This is a genomic window from Paenibacillus puerhi (assembly GCF_009846885.1).
Classification (GTDB): Bacteria; Bacillota; Bacilli; order Paenibacillales; family NBRC-103111; genus Paenibacillus_G; species Paenibacillus_G puerhi.
Window position 1 is genome coordinate 20,957 of sequence record NZ_WUWM01000024.1, and the last position, 20,909, is coordinate 41,865.

16 protein-coding genes are annotated in these 20,909 nt (G+C 57.8%); 11 read left to right on the forward strand and 5 right to left on the reverse strand.

Going from position 1 to position 20,909, the window contains the following annotated elements; all coding sequences use genetic code 11:
* The first annotated feature begins 3 nt into the window (after positions 1-3).
* Entirely contained in the window at positions 4-792 is a 789-nt protein-coding gene (locus GSF01_RS20320; protein WP_159887135.1) for an ABC transporter permease, read from the forward strand.
* A gap of 154 nt (positions 793-946) precedes the next feature.
* On the opposite strand, the gene GSF01_RS20325 is transcribed toward GSF01_RS20320, so the two are convergent.
* Positions 947-1,429: a thioredoxin family protein gene (locus GSF01_RS20325; protein ID WP_159887136.1), complete on the reverse strand. Its 483-nt coding sequence runs from the start codon at positions 1,427-1,429 to the stop codon at positions 947-949.
* Between the two features lie 235 nt (positions 1,430-1,664).
* Between GSF01_RS20325 and GSF01_RS20330 the strand changes: the two genes are divergently transcribed.
* The 4 genes from GSF01_RS20330 to GSF01_RS20345 all read left to right on the forward strand — a co-directional run bounded on the left by GSF01_RS20330 (position 1,665) and on the right by GSF01_RS20345 (position 6,173).
* Entirely contained in the window at positions 1,665-3,203 is a 1,539-nt protein-coding gene (locus tag GSF01_RS20330; protein WP_159887137.1) for an RsmB/NOP family class I SAM-dependent RNA methyltransferase, read from the forward strand.
* Between the two features lies 1 nt (position 3,204).
* Positions 3,205-3,957, forward strand: a complete 753-nt coding sequence (locus tag GSF01_RS20335; RefSeq protein ID WP_159887138.1) for a pseudouridine synthase — start codon at positions 3,205-3,207, stop codon at positions 3,955-3,957.
* Between the two features lie 47 nt (positions 3,958-4,004).
* The gene (locus tag GSF01_RS20340) at positions 4,005-4,829 is read left to right on the forward strand and encodes a Cof-type HAD-IIB family hydrolase (RefSeq protein ID WP_159887139.1); all 825 of its coding nucleotides are present in this window, start codon (positions 4,005-4,007) and stop codon (positions 4,827-4,829) included.
* A gap of 294 nt (positions 4,830-5,123) precedes the next feature.
* Positions 5,124-6,173, forward strand: coding sequence for a hypothetical protein (locus tag GSF01_RS20345; protein WP_159887140.1), 1,050 nt, complete (start codon positions 5,124-5,126; stop codon positions 6,171-6,173).
* 95 nt (positions 6,174-6,268) lie between these two features.
* Here the strand turns inward: GSF01_RS20345 and GSF01_RS20350 are convergent, their stop codons facing one another.
* The gene (locus GSF01_RS20350; protein ID WP_159887141.1) at positions 6,269-7,678 is read right to left on the reverse strand and encodes an RsmB/NOP family class I SAM-dependent RNA methyltransferase; all 1,410 of its coding nucleotides are present in this window, start codon (positions 7,676-7,678) and stop codon (positions 6,269-6,271) included.
* A gap of 146 nt (positions 7,679-7,824) precedes the next feature.
* Here GSF01_RS20350 and GSF01_RS20355 point away from each other — a divergent pair, with 146 nt between their 5' ends.
* Positions 7,825-9,015 (forward strand): MFS transporter, encoded by a 1,191-nt coding sequence (locus GSF01_RS20355; protein WP_159887142.1) that lies wholly within the window; start codon positions 7,825-7,827, stop codon positions 9,013-9,015.
* 113 nt (positions 9,016-9,128) lie between these two features.
* Here GSF01_RS20355 and GSF01_RS29795 read toward each other — a convergent pair whose 3' ends face one another.
* On the reverse strand, positions 9,129-9,860 hold the full coding sequence (locus GSF01_RS29795; protein WP_235941639.1) for a helix-turn-helix domain-containing protein: 732 nt from the start codon (positions 9,858-9,860) through the stop codon (positions 9,129-9,131).
* A gap of 234 nt (positions 9,861-10,094) precedes the next feature.
* A complete protein-coding gene (locus GSF01_RS20365) occupies positions 10,095-10,697 on the reverse strand; it encodes a TetR/AcrR family transcriptional regulator (RefSeq protein ID WP_159887143.1) in 603 nt (200 codons plus the stop codon).
* 184 nt (positions 10,698-10,881) lie between these two features.
* Here GSF01_RS20365 and GSF01_RS20370 point away from each other — a divergent pair, with 184 nt between their 5' ends.
* Positions 10,882-12,108 carry an MFS transporter gene (locus GSF01_RS20370; protein WP_159887144.1) on the forward strand — a complete coding sequence of 409 codons (1,227 nt, stop codon included), beginning with the start codon at positions 10,882-10,884 and terminating at the stop codon, positions 12,106-12,108.
* 77 nt (positions 12,109-12,185) lie between these two features.
* Here the strand turns inward: GSF01_RS20370 and GSF01_RS20375 are convergent, their stop codons facing one another.
* A complete protein-coding gene (locus GSF01_RS20375) occupies positions 12,186-14,171 on the reverse strand; it encodes a beta-galactosidase (RefSeq protein WP_159887145.1) in 1,986 nt (661 codons plus the stop codon).
* Between the two features lie 231 nt (positions 14,172-14,402).
* On the opposite strand from GSF01_RS20375, the gene GSF01_RS20380 reads away from it, so the two are divergent.
* The 4 genes from GSF01_RS20380 to GSF01_RS20395 all read left to right on the forward strand — a co-directional run bounded on the left by GSF01_RS20380 (position 14,403) and on the right by GSF01_RS20395 (position 20,875).
* Positions 14,403-17,015: an exo-rhamnogalacturonan lyase family protein gene (locus tag GSF01_RS20380; RefSeq protein WP_201305448.1), complete on the forward strand. Its 2,613-nt coding sequence runs from the start codon at positions 14,403-14,405 to the stop codon at positions 17,013-17,015.
* Positions 17,016-17,179: 164 nt separating this feature from the next.
* Positions 17,180-18,085, forward strand: a complete 906-nt coding sequence (locus GSF01_RS20385) for an AraC family transcriptional regulator (protein ID WP_159887146.1) — start codon at positions 17,180-17,182, stop codon at positions 18,083-18,085.
* Positions 18,086-18,288: 203 nt separating this feature from the next.
* Positions 18,289-19,878 (forward strand): extracellular solute-binding protein, encoded by a 1,590-nt coding sequence (locus GSF01_RS20390; protein ID WP_159887147.1) that lies wholly within the window; start codon positions 18,289-18,291, stop codon positions 19,876-19,878.
* 16 nt (positions 19,879-19,894) lie between these two features.
* Positions 19,895-20,875, forward strand: a complete 981-nt coding sequence (locus GSF01_RS20395) for an ABC transporter permease (protein WP_235941640.1) — start codon at positions 19,895-19,897, stop codon at positions 20,873-20,875.
* Positions 20,876-20,909 lie beyond the last annotated feature (34 nt).

Consider the following 20,909-nt stretch of genomic DNA (forward strand, 5'->3'; position numbering starts at 1 on the left):
GGGATGGGCAAATATATCCGCTCGCTGCAGTCGTTTTTTCGGGCCTGTCTGGTTGAGGAATTCGAATACAGAGCGAACTTTGCAGCCAGTGTGTTGAATACAGCGTTTGCGCTAGCGATGGCCGTGCTGACGGTTAAGCTCTACTTCTACAAGACGGAGCAAATCGGGGGCTGGTCGTATGACGAGGTACTGGCGCTGCTAGGCGTGTTCACAGCCGTGCAGGGCTTTATCGGCTTTTTTCTGCAGCCTAACATGAGCCGTCTGGTCGAGCATATCCGCAAGGGAACGCTAGACTATGTGCTGACCAAGCCGATCGACAGCCAGTTCTATGTCAGCTTTCGCCATCTGGTCTTTTGGCGGCTTGCAGACGTCGCGCTCGGCTTCGGGATGATTGCGTTCGCTCTGGTCAGACTCCGGATCGTGCCGAATTGGCAGGAGGTCATTATGTTTCTGCTGGTGCTTGCGGCTGCGCTCGCCGTCGTCTATTCGTTATGGATGGGGATGATGACGGTCTCGTTCTGGGCTGTCAAGGTCGATAACTTGTCTTTCCTGTTCAATTCCTTTTTCGAAACGGCGCGCTTTCCCGTATCCGTATACCCGGCCGTTATGAGGTACCTGCTCACGTATATGTTCCCCGTCGCGTTTATCACGACCTTCCCTTCATCGGCCCTTGTCGGCCGGATCGGTTGGGGGGAGACGCTGCTCAGTCTGGGGGTGGCTGCTGTTTGTCTGATTCTGTCTCGCTGGCTGTGGCGGTTTGCGGTCAGACACTATACTAGCGCGAGCAGTTAGGCAAAGTTAGGGAGTCAGGTTGAAACACAGGAGTATAAGAGCTGGAAGAGCGCTTGGAGGGGACTTCCTTTTCAGGCGTTTTTGTAATGAGCAAAAACCCTGCCGGCAAGGGCAGGGCGGGTGGTAGAGCATATAGGTCGTGAGACTGGATTGATCAGGCCTTGTGTTTGGTCAGAAACGCTTTGATCGCGGCTTCATCCTGTCCGCCGATGAGACGCTCGACCTCTACTCCATCCTTGTAATAGATCAAAGTAGGCGTGGCATCGATTTTATAGCGGTCCCAGCCGTTTTTAAATTCCTCGAGGTTGAATTGCTTGATGTCAACCGCAAGGCTTTGGGCGACGGGCATCAGCACGGGAGTTGTGGCTTTACAATGACTGCAGGTCGACGCAAAGTAGTAAAGAAAGAACGATTCCTTTTTTTCGAGCTTCTGATCAAGCGCATCAGGGAGAATGATGTTCTGGTAATTCGGATCGTCCAGCTGCTTCAAAGTTTCGGGATGAAGCTTTTGCGGCGCAATGCCGTATACATTATTTTCGTACTTGCTGTACTTGGCTTTGTTGGATTGTTGATTGATTACAAACAGCGCACCGAACAAAACCACGATTACCGATAAATAAATAGCCAGTTTTTTCATAGTTTCTCGCGTTCTTCCTTCCTTCATGAGAATGCACACTCTAGAAATATTCGTTACTTCCTGAAAGTTTCCTGCTTGTGTCGGTAGGAAAGATGAACGAATTTTGAACTCTTCAGGGTTGCCTAGGTCCGAGACTTCGAAGTACAATGGATTCGCGCCGCTTCTAATGGGCAGCCGGACGCTAAGCGCCGGAAGAGGAAAGATTATTCTTACAGAAATGGGTTGAAGCCATTATATGACAGGACGTGCGCTTCCTGAAGTGTTTAAGCAAAGCATGGAACAGCTGCTGGGTGAGGAATACCCGGCTTTTCTTGCATCCTATGAGCAACAAAGACTGTACGGTCTGCGGGTGAACACCTTAAAGGTGACGGTAGAAGCATACCGGGAGCTGGCCGATTGGCCCGTGACGCCGGTGCCTTGGTCGCCCACCGGGTTCTATGTCCCCGAATCTGCGCGGCCCGGCAAGCATCCTTATTATCACGCGGGTCTGTACTATATCCAGGAGCCGAGTGCGATGGCGCCGGTGGAGCTGCTTCAGCCCGAGCCCGGCGACCGTGTGCTGGACCTGTGCGCGGCGCCAGGCGGCAAGACGACGCAGATCGCCGCCAAGCTGCAGGGACAAGGGCTTGTCGTTGCCAATGATGTTCATCCGGACCGGGTGAAGGCGCTGGTGAAAAACATTGAGCTGAACGGCGTTCGCAACGCCGTCGTGCTGAATGAGGATCCGGCGAAGCTTCTGCAGGTCTTTGACGGTTATTTCGATAAAATTCTGGTGGATGCTCCATGTTCAGGGGAAGGCATGTTCCGTAAGGAAGAAGAGATGGCGAAGGCGTGGGAGCCGTCGTGGACGGCCAAATATGCCGCGATGCAGCGCGCGCTGCTGGCCCAGGCAGGAAGTATGCTGCGGCCTGGCGGACGGCTCGTTTATTCGACCTGCACGTTCTCGCCTGAGGAGAACGAGAAGATTGTCGCTGCGTTTCTTGCGGAGCACAGCGATTATGAGGTGGAGCGGGTGCCGCAGACGGACGGACGCGGCGAGTGGGAGCAGGGCCGTCCCGATTGGGCCGGCCCCGAGCTTCCTGCCCGCGCGGACGAGGTCGCGGGGACCGTGAGGCTCTGGCCGCATCGGGTGTGCGGCGAGGGGCACTACGCCGCGGTGCTCCGGCGGCGTGAAGAGAGCTCGCCGCCGCTGCAAGCGGCTGCGGCCCCGTCTGCGGCTCCGGCGCAGGAGCCCTCGCTGCGTCCCGGGCGGGCGCCCCGGCGTACAGCTTCCGGGGCGCAGCAGGGAAGGCAGCAGGCGCAGGCTGCGAAGAAGGCGGTGTCCGGCGACCCGCGAGAGGCGCTCGCCCGCTTCGGGGCGGAGCACTTGACGGCTCCGCCCTGGGCGGGCGCCGAGCTGATATGGCGCAGCGAGCATGCGTATGCTGCGCCGATGGAGCTGCCGCCGCTTGACGGCATCCGGGTCATCCGGCCCGGCTGGTATCTCGGCGGCGCGTACAAGCATCGCTTCGAGCCGTCGCAGGCGCTTGCTCTTGCGCTGCGAACGGGCGACGCTCAGCGTAGCGTTAGCTTTCGCGCGGGAGACCCCCGCGCGGTGAGCTATCTGAAAGGCGAGACCGTCGAGCTGGCCGAGGAAGATCTGTGCACGGCGGGTGCCGATGCAGCCCGCAAGGGCTACTGCCTGGTCGCGGTCGACGGTTATTCGGTCGGCTGGGCCAAATGGCAGGACGGCATCCTGAAGAACGAATATCCCGCAGGGTGGAGGTGGACCTAGCATGAAAACAACCTTGAGGCTGGACAAGCTGCTTGCCCACTCCGGCTTCGGTACGCGCAGCATCATCAAGCTGCTGGTGAAGCGCGGGGCGGTTGAAGTGAATGGCAAGAAGATCAAAGATAGCGGGCTGCGAGTCAATCCCGAGCTTGACGATATCCGGGTGGACGGCGAAACCGTGCGTTACCGTGAGTTTGTCTACCTCATGCTCAACAAGCCGCAAGGGGTCGTATCCGCAACGGAGGATCGCCGCGACCGAACCGTGCTGGATCTGCTCGCAGAGGAGTACGCACATTTCGAGCTATTTCCGGTCGGACGGCTGGATAAAGATACGGAGGGGCTTCTGCTCTTGACCAATGACGGCAAGCTTGCCCACAATCTGCTGTCTCCGCGCAAGCATGTGCCCAAGACCTATTACGCTCATGTCGAAGGCGCTGTAGAGGAAGCGGATATCCACGCTTTTCGTCGAGGCGTCGCCTTGGACGACGGGTATGAGACGATGCCCGCTGAGCTTCGTATCCTGCAGACGGGCGACCCGGCGCTGGATCGGCTGTCCGAGATCGAGCTGACCATCATGGAAGGCAAGTTCCATCAGGTCAAGCGGATGTTTCAGGCGGTCGGCAAGCGGGTTGTTTTTCTAAAAAGGCTTTCCATGGGGCCGCTGACGCTGGACAGCGAGCTTCGGACAGGCACTTATCGCGAGCTGACGGTGGAGGAAACCGCCGCGCTGCATGCGCACGCGGATTCGGCGTCCTGAAGCCGGCGTTCCTGCCATACTAAGAGAGAAACGGGAGTGGAGAATGGATGGACTACCGCTTGATTGCCCTTGATGTAGACGGTACGCTGCTTGATGATGATCATAGGCTTAGTGACGAAACGATACGAACGCTTCGCGACGTGCAGCGAGCGGGACTGCGTATTGTCCTCTGTACGGGACGCGGTCCGGGCAGCGCGATCCCTGTGCTGGAGCAGCTCGGGATCGAGGGAGTGCTGATTACCCATAACGGAGCCGCGACCGTACAGACCCCGGGACCCGAGGTCCTGAACTTCGTCGGTTTCCCGATGAGGGAGCTGGAGCAGCTGGTCCGTTACTGCCGGGCCAACGCCGTTCATTTTGACGTGAATACCCCGCTTGACCTCTTTGTCGAAAATGCGGAGGATGAGGTGATGGCCATGTATGAGCGGTTTCTCATCGAGCCGAAACGGTCGGAGGATGTGCTTGCTATGGAGGGGATCGTCAAGTTTACGATGTTCAGCACTGGAGAACAGCTGGACCTCGTACAGCAGGCCTTCGGCACGGAGTTCATGCTGCCGGAAACGTTTCATAACATCCGCAGCGGGGTCGAGTTTATTGATGTCATGATGACGGCTTCCTCCAAGGGCAGTGCGCTGAAGCAATTGGCTGCCTCCTGGGGAATCGAGCCGCAGGAAATTATCGCGATCGGCAACTACTATAACGATATCGATATGATCCGCTTCGCGGGTCTGGGGATCGCGATGGACAATTCGCCGGATGAGGTGAAAAAAGCCGCTGACGAGACTACCCTCTCCAACAATGAGAATGGGGTGCATGCCGCGCTGGTCAAGCATGTGCTTGCCCCGCTGTCTGCGGGACGAAGCAGGTCCTAGCAGCATTGCTGGGGCAAAAGAGAAAAGAGACAAGGCTGGCTTAGCGCACGGGAGAAAGGCTCGGGGAAACCCGGGCCTTTTCGGCATGATACGCGCGCCAAGCATGGGCCTCATCTCTAGGGTGTAAGTCCAGCACGCACCTAGCTGCCCCTCTTACTCGATCCGCTTCGGGTTCCGGCAAGTCTGACGGGGCTGACGCATACTACGTGGGAGGAAGGACATGCTAAGCAGGCATAGCCAACTACTAAGAGCGCGAGAGTATTCTCCAATCAAACCTTCAGGGAGGGAACCCGAATGAGCAGCGTGATGATAAGGCCGGACTTGAAAACGGCAGGCGGAGAAGTTTGTGACGTAATGTTTAAAAATCGGTTCGCAGGCACGTTGACGATCGTCTACCGGGAGTCCGTACGCTTGGCAGGTTCTCTACAGCTTGAACAGGAAGTGCTGACGGAGCTGGACAAGGAAGAAGTTTTCCGTGCGGTCCATGACTACGTACAGGCATTCAGTGACGCCATTGACGCAAGCGAATGCGAAATAGTGGCCACCTACAGCAGCTATGATCATGTGATCACGGTCCAGCCTTCGTCTGAGCTGGAGGAGTCGGCTTGGTCGGCCGCCGATGAAGATTTTGATTACGACACCGACGGGATAGACCGTGACTCCAATCTGGAGGATGAAGGGGCTATTTATCGCGAGGATTATTCAATGGTCGGTCTGGAGCTTGTTCTTGTGGGTGAGGACGAGGACCTGTTCGAATATCATGTTTACGATAGAGATGAGAACTGGATAGCGGAAGCGTTTCTTCATCTGGAAAATGCGGAGGTGTCGGGTTCCGTGTACTGGCTGATCGAGCCGGATGACGAAGCATTGGATGCCGTAGCCGACTTGCTAGTACTCGATTTCGATGAGGATGAGGTCGATACATTCGTTATTCATATGATATATGGCAAGGAAGTCATCGAGACGATCGAGCTGGCGCACGAGCAGCTTCTTGTGGACGACTTGGAAGCGGAAGAGGTCTGGGAGGAGCTTGAGCCCGAATCGGCGGACGACTACTCGGTCATACTGGCACGGGATGACGGGGATGTGCTTACCTACGAGATCTATCAGCTGTCCCGCGGCGGTCTGCCGATCGGATCGGCAACGGTCGATATCAGCCAGCGTCAGCTGACCGGCTTCATCGACTTCCGCGAACCGGGCAGCGAAGGGGACCGCGAACTGATCGCCACCCTGCTCATGGAGGAGCTGGACAAGGAGAAGGAATATGAGGCGATCAACCTGTCCATGATGCATCGCAACCGGGTAATTGAAGAGGTGCTGTTCGAGACGGAGCAGCTGCACTAGCAAGCAGGCGTACGGCCGAGCATTTCTGGCATATAGGACAAGAGGACTGCCCGGCGGGCAGTCCTCTTGCGGCATCTCAGCCTATTCGTAGTAACTCAAGGCCACCTGAGCCCCTTCGGATAATGATTCTTAAATGTCCCGCCACTTACCTTGCCCCAGCCCAAAGGCAGCCCTGCCAAGGTAGCGAGCGTCCAGCCGTTAGGCGCCCCGTCCGCTTCAAGCGTCTCGCCCCGCAGGTAACGCTCGGCCAGCCCGGCCGTCAGCGCGAGACGGGGAGGCAGCTCCGCAAGCGCTCCGCGTAAAGCCAGGGCTAGCGCGTGAGAAGGCTCCGCGCGGTCCTTCTTGATCCCGGCCAGATGAAGCCCGGGGCGCAGTACCTTCAGACCGCGAAGCAGCTCAGGGTGCAGGCTGCCGGCTGGCCCCGACGGAAGCCAGTACAGCTGGTCGCCGAACAGAAGAGGCTCGCCGTCGCCCAGCGCATGCTGCAGCCCTGCCATGAAGCCCGCTCCGCCGATGGTGTCGGCGAGCCGGGCGAACAGGCGCATAGCCTCCTGTTCCGGCTTCGCGTTTCGCTTGCTTTTGGCCGGAGCGCCTTTGTCGCGGATAGCTTTCTCGCTGCAACCGTCTTGACCTGTTGAGGGCTCCCCATCCGGCTCCATCGCAAGCACAGCGACAAAATGCCCTTCGCCCTGCTTGCGATGGGGCCAGATTCGCTCCGTGCGCAGCAGCCGAAGGTTCGGAAAGCCGGTGAGCAGGGCGGCGACGGTTTGTTCATTTTCCAGTTCGTTAAAGGTACAGGTGGAATAGGCAAGTCGCCCTCCAGGTTTGAGCATGGTTACGGCTGCGCGCAAAATATCAAGCTGGCGGGCGGCGCACATCTCCACATGAGAGGGCGACCATTCGTGGATGGCGTTCGGGTCCTTGCGGAACATGCCCTCGCCGGAGCAGGGGGCGTCGATCATCATCTTGTCGAAGAACCTTGGAAATCGGTCGGCAAGCTGCTGCGGCGCGGCACAGACCACAATGGCGTTCGCGATGCCCATGCGTTCGATATTTTCAGAGAGTATTTTGGCTCTTGCCGGATGAATCTCGTTGGCGATCAGCAGGCCTTGGCCCTGCAGCTTGTCAGCGATATGAGTGGATTTCCCTCCGGGCGCTGCAGCTAGGTCAAGTATGACGTCTCCAGGCTCGGGACCCAGCAGCTCCACAGCCGACATGGCCGAAGGCTCCTGGATGTAATAGGCGCCTGCGGCATGAAGCGGATGCTTGCCTGGTCTCGATTGTTCCGGGTAATAGTAACCCGTGCTGCACCAGGGGACCGGCGTAAGATCGAATAGCTCTACTAGCTGCTTCTGCAGAGAGGGGGAGGTAGAGGAGAGCTTATGCATATGAAAGCGAAGACCATGCGTTCGCGGCTGCTGATAGGAACGGAAAAAGGCATCGGCCTCCTCCTGCAGTTGTCTTCGCATTTGTTCAATAAAAGGATCGGGTAAAATCAAGGACATATACGCGAATGCTCCCTTCGGTTGTAGCCTGAATGTTTTTCGGTTTTTATTATACAAGCTTGAACCGCATTGTGAGAAGTCTAACCTCATGATATAATGATCTGACGTTTTTTGGGGTTTGCTTAGTTACGGAATGGGTGGGGACCATGACAATACGCGTTATTCTGGCCATCGCGCTGTGTTTCCATACGATGGTCAATCTGACCCGGCCGTTAATCACGCTGTATGCCTCTGATCTTGGGGCTGACGCGCTGGAGGTTGGTCTGCTGACGGCCTCTTATGCAATTATACCGCTGGTTTTCGCCATTCGCGCCGGTAAGCTGGCCGATCTGGTAGGCGACAGGCTGCCGATCATCCTTGGCTCGCTGGGGGCAACGGTGGGGCTGGCGCTGCCGTATCTGTTTCCTTCGATGGCTGCGCTGTACGTCTCGCAAGGAATGGTCGGTATCTCGCATGTGCTGATCACCATTTCGCTGCAGAATGTACTCGGCCATGCGGCGACCAAGCAGACCCGTGATCACGTATTCGGAATTTTCAGTATGTTCGTCGCGATCGGGGCTTTTATAGGTCCGGTCATCGGCGGATATGTAGCCGAGCATTTTTCCTATTCATTGGCGTTTCTTACCGCGGTGTTCGTGGGGATTCTGCCCTTCGGTCTGGCATTTCTGGTGCCCGCGCTTCGCTCGGGGGAGAAGCCGTCGGACTCCCCTCCGCCGCTGCCAGCCAGCAGCCCGCTTCAACTGCTGCGGCTTCCCCTGCTGCGCAAAGCTCTCGCTTCCAGCGCTCTGGTGCTGTACTCCCGGGATATTTTTGTCGCGTACTTTCCTTTGTATGCGTCCGGTTTGGGCATTTCGGCCTCGGCGATAGGCTGGATTATTGCTGTACAGGGGCTGGCCATGGTGTTCGTTCGGCTGCTGCTGGGACGAATGACCGCCCGGTTCGGCCGGGGACGTGTGCTGCTGGCCTCGATCGTGCTGGCAGGCATTTCTTTTCTGGCCGTCCCCTTGGCGGGGAATGCTTATTTATTCGGTCTGCTCAGCGCGCTGATGGGACTCGGTCTGGGCTGCGGGCAGCCGCTCTCCATGAGCACGACTTATAATGCTTCGCCCAAGTCGCGCACAGGCGAAGTACTGGGGCTCCGATTGGCTTCCAATCGGCTCTCCCAGCTGATTGCGCCCTTGTTTTTCGGCATGGTCGGCAGCGGCGGGGGATTAATCTCGGTGTTTTATGTGAGCGGCGCATTTCTGCTCGGCGGCGCTCTGCTCACCCGTTCGAGGGCCGAGGAAGCAACGGAGACGGGGTTAAAAATGGGTACAAACAAAGGCCGCAGCTTGTGAGCGCGGCCTTTGTCTATGGGTTGAGGGAAAGTGGAGTCGAGCCTGGAGGGCCGACGACTCCGGAAGCCCCCCAATCGAGCAGTGGGAAAAGTAACCTGGCGACGCCTCACGCCTCAAGGTTCGTCCGCATCACTCGGTGAAGCGTCATGGGCTGACAAGTGAGGCTCTGCCTGTTTCGACATTGAGTCTGCGCCGGCACGCTTACGCCTGCCCTTCGCAGACCCAGCTTCAGCGGGCAGCGCTCCCTGCGAGCCGTCCGTTGATGCCAGGTCTCCCTGGGCTTCGGAGAGCGCATAGCTTTCGGTCCGGCTTTTCTTGCGAGCCACCTTGCCCGTCTTCGAATAGGAAGCTTGACGGGGCTCCGCCGGGCTTCCGTCTTGCGGGTCGTCCCCGGGACGATCTATTCTTACGTCTGCTCCCTGCTCGTCCCCGCCCGCGAAGGCGATGGCTTCGGCGGAGGAAGGAAGGCGCTGCTTGTCCCTCCAGAACATCGCAGAGAGCACGCGTTCGATCCATTCCTTATCCTGCTCCGTTAACTCGATGCCGTCGAAGCTTAGCTCGTTTTCCTGCAGGAAGCGGCGCAGGTTAATACGCGGCTTCGGGATCGCGGCTTCCTCGCCGGAACCGGCAGGGTTCTCCAGATAGCCGGCGATTTTCATTAATTCCGTGTAGGGGATATTGAGGCCCTCCGAAAGCTTCATCAGCACATCGGGAGATGGAACGCCACGGTTGCCGTTCTCCAGCTGCGAGATATAGGCGGCCGACACGCCGGAGCGGTCGGCCAGCTCCCGGATGGTGAAGCCTTTGGTTCGGCGCAAGCCTTTCAATTGCTCATAAAAATGCATCGTTGACACCTTCATTGTCCGTTGGAATGATGAACCCGCTAAGACGCGGAGGTAAATGTTGGTTAATATTTTCATATTAACAGTAAACATTGGGAAGCACAATGAACAATAGGCGCAACGGATCGGACAAAAGGGGGGCGGGGAAGAAGGCAGAGCCCCCGGCAAATAAAAAAAGACCGGCGCCTGGGCGGGCGTGCCGGTCTTTGATATGCGGTGAGGGACTTAGAGGCTCAGCTATTTTTTCCTGAGGAAAAAGGTCATGATATGATCTGGCGAATCCTCTCGTCCAAGCTGCAGCCCCCGCGACTTTGCGATCTGCGTAGCTTGTGCCAGGGTTAGTAAGTAGAAGGCAAGCTCGCGCGGATCTCCTTCCATTAAGAGGCCGTCAGCCTGCGCTTCGCTGAACAAGGCGGCAACCCTGTTCAGACTTTCGGTCGACTTGGCGATGACGGACTGCTGAAGCTCCTCCGAGACAGAGTCGGATACAAGGAGCTGCTCCATGAACAGGTGATGAAACTTGGCTTCCTCCCACGGCCACACATAAAGTCGTTCCAGCACGCGGAGCAGCTTGTCGTAAGCGGGCAGAGGCTCCGCGAGCGCTTCGTCAAGCAGCCATTGGAAGCTGTTCAGATTCGTTTCGAGCAGCGAGAGGTAGATTTCGTCCTTGGAACGAAAGTAGTTATAGACAAGTCCATGGCTGATCCCCGCTTTGGCGGCGATATCGGAGATCTTGGTGGCGGATACGCCTTTTTTGACGAATAGCTCGACGGCGGCGGCCAAAATCTGCTGGCAACGTTCTTTGCGGAGCTCCTGATCCTTTTCAGCGTTACGGGCCAAATCTTCGTCTCTCCTTCTCCGTGCTATGATCTAAGTACACATGATAGAATCGCCCATCGGAACTGTCAAGGCCGTGGCAGAAATACGCTACGTTATACAGATTGACTTTCAGTCAATCTGTGAATTATACTCTGTAGGTGGAGAGGAAGTTATTCTGGATAAGGAAAGTAGAGGGAAACTAGTCATGTCTGCACCAACTATACAACGGGGACCGTTGATCGTGCTGATGATCAATATGTTCATCGCCATGCTCGGCATCGGTTTAATTATTCCCGTGCTTCCGGAATTCCTGAAGCATTTTAACGCCGGGGGGGCGACCGCAGGTTATTTGGTCTCCGCGTTCGGCTTAACCCAGTTTATTTGTTCCCCGATCGCTGGGGAATGGTCCGACAAGTTCGGACGCAAGAAGCTCATTGTCGCTGGACTGGTGTTGTTTGCCGTGTCCAACCTGCTGTTCGCCATAGCCGACGATATCTGGATGCTTTACTTGTCGCGGTTCGTGGGTGGGATCGGCGCTGCTGCGATGATCCCTTCCATGATGGCGTATGTGGCGGACGTCACCAACGAAGAGAACCGGGGCAAGGGCATGGGCCTGCTTGGGGCGGCGATGTCGCTCGGCTTTGTCATCGGTCCCGGTATCGGCGGATTTTTGGCTGAGCTTGGCATCCGGGCTCCGTTCTATGTTTCTGCGGGAGTCGGCGTATTGGCTATGCTGATCTCGCTGTTCATGCTGCCGGAGACGCTGTCTGAGGCCCATCGCAAGCAAGCCCGCAGCAGCCAGGTTAAGCGGGAGAACATCTTTCTCCAGTTCGCGAAGTCATTCCGTGCCCCTTACCTGGTTTTGCTCGTCCTGATCTTTACGCTGACCTTCGGTCTGGCTAATTTCGAAGCGATCTTTCCTCTGTTCGTCGATCAGAAGTACGGCTTTGATGCCCTGGATATCTCCATTTTGATTACGGTCGGAGCCTTGATCGGCGCAGTCATTCAAGCGGTATTGATCGGCAAGCTGCTGAACCGCTTCGGAGAAAAGCTGCTGATCAATCTGACCTTCCTGCTGTCGGCGGCTTGTCTGGTGCTGATGCTGCTGTCCGGCAACTTCTTGTATGTGCTGGCCGTTACGATGCTGTTCTTTACGTTTACCTCAATCCTGCGGCCCGCGATCAATACCTTGCTGTCCAAGATGGCAGGGGAGGAGCAGGGATTCGTAGCGGGGATGAACAACGCCTACATGAGCCTTGGCAATATTTTCGGTCCGGCGGTTGCGGGAATTTTATTTGATGTGCACATCCATATTCCGTACTTGCTCGGTGCTGCGGTCCTCGTAGCCAGCTTTGCGATCTCGTTCAAATGGGGACGCAAGGACCTGCGCAGCAGGGCCGGCAGTCAGCCGATACTAAGCAAGAACTCCTGACAGGAGAAAAAAGCCGCGAACGGAAGGCCTCCCGTATACATGGGAAGCCCGACGCTTGCGGCTTTTTTGTTGTTCGATCAGGCGAAACGGATCGCTTTATAGCCGAATGGGGCGATGTTCAGCAGGCCTGCCTGCACCTCTGATCCTTCCAGCTCGTCATACCCCTGACGCGGCAAAGTTACCCGTCCTCCCTTGCCGTCCATATTTACGATAATCCACACATCGAAGCCATCGCCCTTTCGCGGGGCCACGATCGTCCCCGGCGTAACGTCCGTACGCAGGGTGACGCCGGCTTCGTCGGCATAATGATCGATCAGCTTACGCAGCAGCGCATCCCCCTCTTCCCCGGCTGGCATGGAGCCAAGCATGACGAGCTTGCCCTCTCCGCAGCGGCGCTCGGTCAGGAAAGCCGCCCCCGGCGTCAATCCTCCGGAGATCGTTCCGACGGCCTCCGCTTGCTTCGGCTCGAACACAGCCGACCAAAGCGAGAGGGGGGCCGATAGTCCGACGGCCTCGCCTATGGCGCCGGTCCCGTCCATCGGATAAGTGAATATAGTCTCGACGCCTGCCAGATCTTCCAGCTGGCCCAGAGCGACATCCGTATGAACCGTATGATGCTCCGTTCTTCCGCCCGTCAACGGTCCGACAACCCAGATCCCTCCGCGTCGCACGAAAGCCTCGGCCTTCGCCCGATACTCGTCGCTCAGATGATGGAGGAACGGGGTAAACAACAGCTTGCAGCCCGTCAGATCCGCACTCTCCGGCAGCAGATCCCGGTGAAGCCCCATATCCAGCAGGCGGCTGTAGAACGACTGGATCAGACTGCGATGAGACAGCTTGCGGTGCGGTTCCGTTTGCAGGAAAGCCTTCGCTTTATCCGAGTACGTCATTCCCACCTCCGCCGGGTACGGCTCCGTTGAGCTAAGAATAGGCTCCAGCTCCTGTCGGGCTGCCTCCGCCTCCTGCACATTCTCGTAGCCGACCGTCGGCTTGCCCCAAGCACTGATGACCGAGCCGTGAGGCTGCTCGCAGCCTGCGCGCTGCTGCCGCCATAGCCAATAGCAGAAGGCTTGCGCTCCAAGCGCATAAGCGGCGGCGGCTTCCGCCTTCACGTAGCCCTTCGGGTGAGGGATCGCGTAGCTCTCCAGCGAGCCGCTGAAGGAAGGACTCGTTTCCATGATCCAGAAGGGCGTCCCCTGCTTGAAGTTCCGCCACAGATCGCAGTTCAGCAGATAAGCGGGCGCGTTTTCAATGGAAGCGTACGTATCGAAGGAAGCAAAGTCCAGATTGGCGAACAAGCGGTCATTGTCGACGTGAAAGGCGATGCTGCTGTTATGGGTAATCGGCGCCTGCGAATGCTTGCGGATGATCGCAGCCTGTTCGTCGGCAAACTCGGCGATGCTCTCCATCGAGAATAACCGGTACATCGTCTGCAGGGAGGAGTTGTGCAGGAACGGCGCAGGCCCCGGCTGAGGCACCTGGTCGAAGCTCAGGTAGGCCTCGCTCCAGATGTCGGTACCCCAGGCTTCATTCAGCCGCTCGACCGTTCCGTAGCGGGCTTCCAGCCAGCCCTGCCAGAGGCTGCGGCAGGTGGAGCAGAAGCAGGCGGCTACATGCGCCTTGAATTCATTGTCCAGCTGCCAGCCGATCAGCCCCGGAAGTGTGCCGACGGCTTCGGCGATGCGCTCCGTAATCCGAGCAGCCGCTGCCCGGAAATCGGGATGGTTCGTGCAGATATGCTGCCGCGATCCATGACCCATGACAGCGCCGCGCTCGTCCACGAATAGGCGCTCGGGGTGGCCGTGCGTCAGCCAGATGGGCGGGGTAGGCGTCGGCGTGCACATGACGGTGCTGATGCCGTGGGTATGCAGCTCCCGGATCGTATCCGCGAAGAACGCCATATCGATTTTTCCTTCCTCCGGTTCCATCGCCGACCAGGCGAACTCGCCTATGCGCACGACGTTGATGCCAAGCTCTTTCATCATCCGAATATCCTGCTGACACGCTTCGCGGTTCCATAGTTCGGGGTACCAGGCGGCACCGTGGTATAAGGTTGTTTGCATGTTCGAGCATCCTTTCCGCAAGTAGGTTTGTGTACCCATCATAAGCAGAGCCGCGGCAGAGTACAATCGAACTTTCTTGACCGCTGTATTTTTGGGGGCAGGCAAAAAACTGCAAGTCCAACAAAAAAGTGCTATATGGGGTAGCGGACAGGGCAATAATGTCAGCTTGCCGGAAAAGCGCCCTGGGGGTATAGTTGCCAGTAATCACGATTTGGAGGAGGCTATACGACAGTGCGAGCAACAAAGACGGTAAAACTGAAGTGGCTGCAGGAACAGCCGAACGGATCGCTGGGGGCGGGAGTGACTTGGGGAGTACCCTGGGCGGAAGGAACGCTGAAGCGGGAAGAAGCGCTAACCTTGCGGGATTCAGCGGGTGACCCAATCCCTGTACAGAGCTGGCCGACAGCCTTCTGGCCGGACGGCAGCGTCAAGTGGACGGCGCATGCCGCTTCCTTGGCGGCCGGGGACCGCAGCCTCGGTATGGAGCTCGCCGGTGGCGAGCCTGTGAGGTCCGCAAGCCCGGTTACGCTGCAGGAAACGGATAGCTGGATTGAGGTGGACACCGGGGCCATCGCCTGCCGCTTCTCCAAAGCCGGGACGGAACCGATCAGCCGGATCGTCAGATCGGCGACCGGAGCCTTGGTATGCTCGGGGGCCCGGTTGACCGCGATAAGGGAGACTAGAAGCGTAGAGTCGGGCAGTGCCGTATACCGTCTTGAACAGCAGGAGAGTGTCGTCCTTCAGACGACAGTAGAGCAGCAGGGCGAGGTGCGGACGGTCGTCAAGGTCGACGGCAAGCACCGGCCGGTTGGCGGCGGCGCATCCTGGCTGCCTTTCACGTTAAGATTTTATCTCTACAGCGGCCAAGCGTCGATCAAAGCGGTGTATACGTTTCATTACGATGGGGATCCGGAGCGGGACTTCATCAAGGGACTCGGCCTGCGGTTCGACGTTCCGCTGGAGGGCGAGCTGTATAACCGGCATGTCCGTCTGGCCGGAGACACGGGCTTTTTTGCAGAGTCGCCCAAGGGTCTGGAGACCTTCCGGACGAGGGGGGCTTACGCCGAGCTGTACAAGGAGCAGACAGCGGGCCGGACGATACGCTTCGATCCGCAGGAGGATGTCCATTTCGTGGGGCTGCTGGAGGATTCGGCGGTATGGGACAGCTTCAAGCTGACTCAGCCCGCGCCTGACTCGTATACCATCGTCAAGCGGACGAAGGAAGGCTGCAGCTGGGTACGCGCCGCTTACGGCTCCAGGGCAGGCGGTCTTCTGTATGCAGGGGGCGCGAGCGGCGGGCTGGCTGTCGGCATGCGCAGCTTCTGGCAGCAGTGCCCGGCAGCTCTCGAAGTGGCAGGCATGTCCGCCGATACGGCGTCGATGACGGCCTGGTTCTGGTCGCCGGATGCGGAGGCGATGGACCTTCGCCATTATGATACCGAGACGCATGTCTTGTCGGCCTACGAGGGCTTCGATGAGCTGCGCAGCACTCCCTTCGGCGTCGGTCATACGAGCGAGCTGACGGTATGGTGCCTGGATGCGGCCCCGACGCATGCGGCTCTCGCTGCGATGACGGAGGCCAAGGAGCAGCCTCCGCTGCTCGTCTGCGAGCCGCAGTGTTACTACGAGTCCGGCGCGGCCGGAGTATGGAGCCTGCCAGACCGGTCGACGGAGACGAAGGCCTGGCTGGAGGATGGGCTGGACCAGGTATTCGACTTCTACCGGGACGAGGTGGAGCAGCGGCGGTGGTACGGCTTCTGGGATTACGGCGATGTGATGCATAGCTACGATCCGGTGCGTCATACGTGGCGTTATGATATTGGAGGCTGCGCCTGGCAGAATACGGAGCTGGCGCCGAATCTGTGGCTCTGGTACACCTTCCTGCGTACCGGCCGGGCGGATGCGTTCCGCATGGCCGAGGCGATGGCGAGGCATACGAGCGAGGTGGATGTGTACCGTTTCGGAGAATATGCGGGACTCGGCTCACGCCATAACGTCGTGCATTGGGGCTGCGGCTGCAAGGAAGCCCGGATCGGCATGGCGGGGCTGCATACGCTATTCTATTATCTGACCGCCGATGAGCGCATCGGGGAGATGATGGATGAGTTCAAGGATTCGGATTATGCGACGGAGCGGCTGGACCCGATGCGGTCGTATTATCCGAAGGATGAGTTTCCGACGCATGCCCGCAGCGGACCGGATTGGACGGCATTCGCTTCCAATTGGCTGACCCGCTGGGAGCGGCACGAGGATACGTTCTACCGCGACAAGCTGATGGTCGGGATCGATAGCCTGAAGCGCCAGAAGCACGGGCTGCTGACGGGGCCGGTATTCGGCTATGACCCGCGCAGCGGCGAACTGCAATGGATGGGCCATGAGAACTGGGGGCATCACCTGATGATCTGCATGGGTGGGACGCAGGTATGGCTGGAGCTGGCCCGCGTCCTTAAGGATCCGAAGTGGGAGGATATGGTGGCGGAATACGGGGAGTTCTATACCCTGCCCAATGAAGAGAAGGCGCGCCGTACGAACGGAGATATCCCCGGCAAGGATTGGAACATTCCGATGCTGGCCACTCCGTTGATGGCTTATTCCTCGGTGAAGCGCAGCAACCCGGCGCTGGCGGAGGAGGCGTGGAAGCTGCTGCTGCAGGACCGGACGCATTGGCAGATCGGCATCCCGCTAGAGGCGGAGACGGTGGAGGAGCTTGCCTACATCCGCCCGATCACCGAGCTTCCCTGGATCAGCACCAATACAGCTTCCCAATGGTGCCTGAATGTGATGATGTGTCTGGAACTGATCCCGGATGCGTTGCCGGAGTTGAAGGAGCTGGAGGAGCACTAAGCGGGAAGGGATACGGGCAGCCTCCTCAGACCTGGAGCGTGGGCAGCAAGCTCGCTTCCCGAGCTTGGCAAGAATCAGCAGAGGAAAGACTAAATACTACTTATCCACTCGGAATTATTGTATAATGACCTCTATCCATGTTGTTGGAGGAGGTCCATACTCTCATGCTGATCAAAAACTTCTCAGGCTATGGGCGGGACGGGGGCCAGGTATGGGTTCAGCGTTCTTCCCACGGGCAGCATAATTTGTTCGAGGAGCATGTGCATGATTTTATAGAATTGGTCTATGTCGTTCACGGTCAGGGCAGGCATCGGATCAACCGGGAATGCTTCGACGTCAAAGCCGGAGACGTCTTCATGATTATGCCGGGGGAGATGCACGCGTTCCCCGATGCGAAGGAGTATAGTCTGGAGCTGGTAAACTGCTTGTTCCAGCGGGAGACGATCGCGGCTTTCCTGCCTGCGGAGCCGGGTTCGCTGCTGGAGCTGCCGTATCTGAAGCCCTTGTACCGACCGGGAGAAAGGATGCCGCGCAGGCTGTCTTTGAATTCTTGGGAATCAGGCGAGGTCCTTGCTCAGCTGGAGGATATGATTCAAGAATGCAAGCAGAGCGCAGAGGGGGCTGCCGTGATCGTCAGACAGCAGCTGATCAACATGCTGATTCGTCTCTCCCGCTGGTATAGGAGGCAGGAGGCTGAAGCTTCCTTTCAACCGGTCAAGCCGCTGTCCGTCGGACATGAGATTCTGGTCCGGCAGATTTGCTCTCATCTGGAGCAAAATTACTACCAGAAGATCACAGCCGCTGATCTGGCGAAGCAGTTCACGATCAGCTCCCGCCACTTGAACCGGGTCTTTCGTCAGGAGACGGGGAAAAGCATCACCTTGGCTTTGCAGCAAATCCGCATCGAGCGGGCCAGGCAGATGCTGGCCGAGACGAACCGCAGCGTCGATGCGATTGCTTCAGCGGTGGGCTTCAATGATACCTCCTTTTTTTCCAGGCTGTTTGCCAGACTCGTGGGCTGCTCGCCTGGAGGCTATCGCAAGCAGGTGAAGAAGCGACGGTTAGTTTGACGAAGGGAGGACAAGTCTCTCCTTTTGTATCTGCTTCCATCATTTTGGCATCATTTCGCCTCTCCTCGCCGATAATGCGTCTCGATCCGCCAGATTTGTGGCCCAATCGGACAAAACGGCCAAGCTTTTATCCGCTATGATACATATATAAAACATATAAAACCAAGTTGTATACTTGGTTAAGCGGATAGGAGAGAAATGCCATGACAAGGGATATGAAATCAGCCTTCTCGGGGGATTCCAGACGAGGAAAGTCAACAAAGAAGCTTGCGCAGAGCGCAGCGCTTCTGACATTGAGCGCCATGCTGGTGACCGTTGCCGGTTGCGGAACGGCGCCTGCCGCAGAGAGTTCTTCCCCGGGAGAGGGCGCAGCCGGAGCCAAGCAGGAGGGGCCGCTCGAGGTCAGCATCATGACCATTACGCCCAGCACCCCGCCTGCCGCCGACGATAATATCCTGAAGCGGGAGATCGAAAAGAAGACAAATACAAAGCTGACGATCAACTGGATCTCGAATAATGTCTATAACGATAAGCTGAATATCACGCTGGCTTCGGGACAAATTCCGGATCTGACCTTTGCCAGCGATCCGTTCGGCACCTCCTTCCGGACCTTGGTCAGCCAAGGGGCCTTCTGGGATCTGACGCCTTATATCAAGAACTATCCGAACCTGTATAAGGGAGTGCCGGAGGTAGCCTGGGAGCTGACCAAGCTGGAGGACGGCAAAAACTACGGCATTCCGCGCGGACGGGATGCGAACGATGTATCCTTCCTGATCCTGCGCAAGGATTGGCTGGACAAGCTTGGCTTGAAGCCGCCGACCACGACGGATGAGCTGTACGAGGTGCTGAAGGCGTTCAAGGAAAAGGACCCGGACGGCAACGGCAAGGCGGATACGTTCGGACTCTCGACGGGCTTCGATACGCTGACCGGGACGTTCCAGGAAATTTTCACGAAGACGACAGGCTCGTGGAAGCCGGTGGACGGCAAGCTGACCTATGCGCCTTTCCTGCCCGAAACGCGGGAGTCGCTGGAGTATCTCGCCAAGCTGTATCAGGAAAAGCTGCTGCCGGAGGACCAGCTGTCGCTGAAGACGACGCAGGTCCGCGATTATTACAAGGGCAATAAGGCTGGGGCCATTATCGACAAGACGGGAACCGGGCCCAAGGTCTTTTCGCCCGATTTAAAAAAACTGGTGCCGACTTATAAAGAATCGGATTTCTATCCATTGACCTCGATCAATGGCTTTGTCTCCCAAGGTACCGGCTTCAACGGCATATTGGCCATCCCGAAGACCGTGCCCGAAGCGAAGCTGAAGGGGATTCTGAAGCTGGTCGATACGTGGCTGACGCCGGAAGTATCCGCTATTCAGCGGTTCGGCCTTGAAGGCGTGCACTACACGGTGGAGAACGGCGTGAAGGTCGTCAAGCCCGACAAGCTGCTGGCCGACAATGCGTCTGACTTCAATCAGATCATTAACTCGATCGATCCGGCTCTGAATGCACCACCGGCCAACGATGAATTGAAAGAGCTGGAGGAAATCCGATCCAAGGTCGATGCGGACCGTGCCAAGCTGAATGTGCCGGATGTCGGGGTAGGCTTGTATTCGCCCGCCGCCCAGAAGCTGCTGCCGGATCTGGAGAAGCGTATCGCCGACCTGAAGGCCAAGATCATTCTCGGACGCGAGCCGTTATCCACCTGGGATGACTTTGTGAGCAAGACGAAGAGCGACCCGCAGTTTATCAAGGCGACGGAAGAACTATCAAGCGCGTACCAGAAACGAAGCGGGAACTAGCAGGGAGGTGTGACTGATGGAGCGTTCGGACTCTACCCTCTATGCCAAGCCTGCCAGCCTCGATCCGTCCGGGACGCCTCCTCGTTCCTATCTGCGCCGGCTTCTGCGCGACTTGCGCCGGGACCCGTATTTGTACCTGCTGGCGCTGCCGGGCATTCTGTTTTTTCTCGTGTTCAAATATATCCCGATGTGGGGCGTAGTCATCGCTTTTCAGAACTACTCCCCGCTCGCGGGGATTACCGGCAGCCCCTGGGTCGGCCTGGAGCATTTCCGGACCTTTTTCGAGACGCCGGATTTCTGGCTGCTGTTCCGCAATACGATGGCGATCAATCTGCTGAATCTCGTCTTTTTCTTCCCTCTGCCGATCGTGATTGCCCTGATGCTTAACGAGCTGCGTAGCGCCTTGTATAAGCGGATCATTCAATCGGTGCTCTATTTGCCGCACTTTCTGTCCTGGGTCATTATCGTAGGGCTGACGTTTACGCTGCTGGCCAAGGGCGAGGGTCTGGTCAACCATCTATTGGAGGCGGCCGGACGCGAGCGGATCGACTTTCTGACCAATCCGGACACGTTCTGGCTGCTGGTAACCGCGCAGTCCATGTGGAAGGAAGCCGGCTGGGGCACGATTGTGTTTCTGGCGGCTATCGCGGGCATCGATCCTCAGGTGTATGAGGCGGCGAGGATGGACGGGGCAAGCCGGCTGCGTCAAATGTGGCATGTAACGCTGCCTGCGCTTCGAGGCGTGATCGTGATCCTGCTCATTCTCAGGCTCGGAGACATTATGGATGTAGGCTTCGAGCAAATTTTCCTGATGTACAACGGAGCGGTATCCGAAGTAGCCGAGGTGTTCGATACGTATGTATACCGGATCGGGATACAGCGAGGACAATTCAGCTACAGCACGGCTATCGGCTTATTCAAGTCGCTGATCGGGCTTGTTCTGGTGCTGGCCGCCAACCGGCTGGCCAAGAAGCTGGGACAGGACGGCATTTTCTAGTCCGCCCGCAGTGATTTGCGTCGATTGACACTGG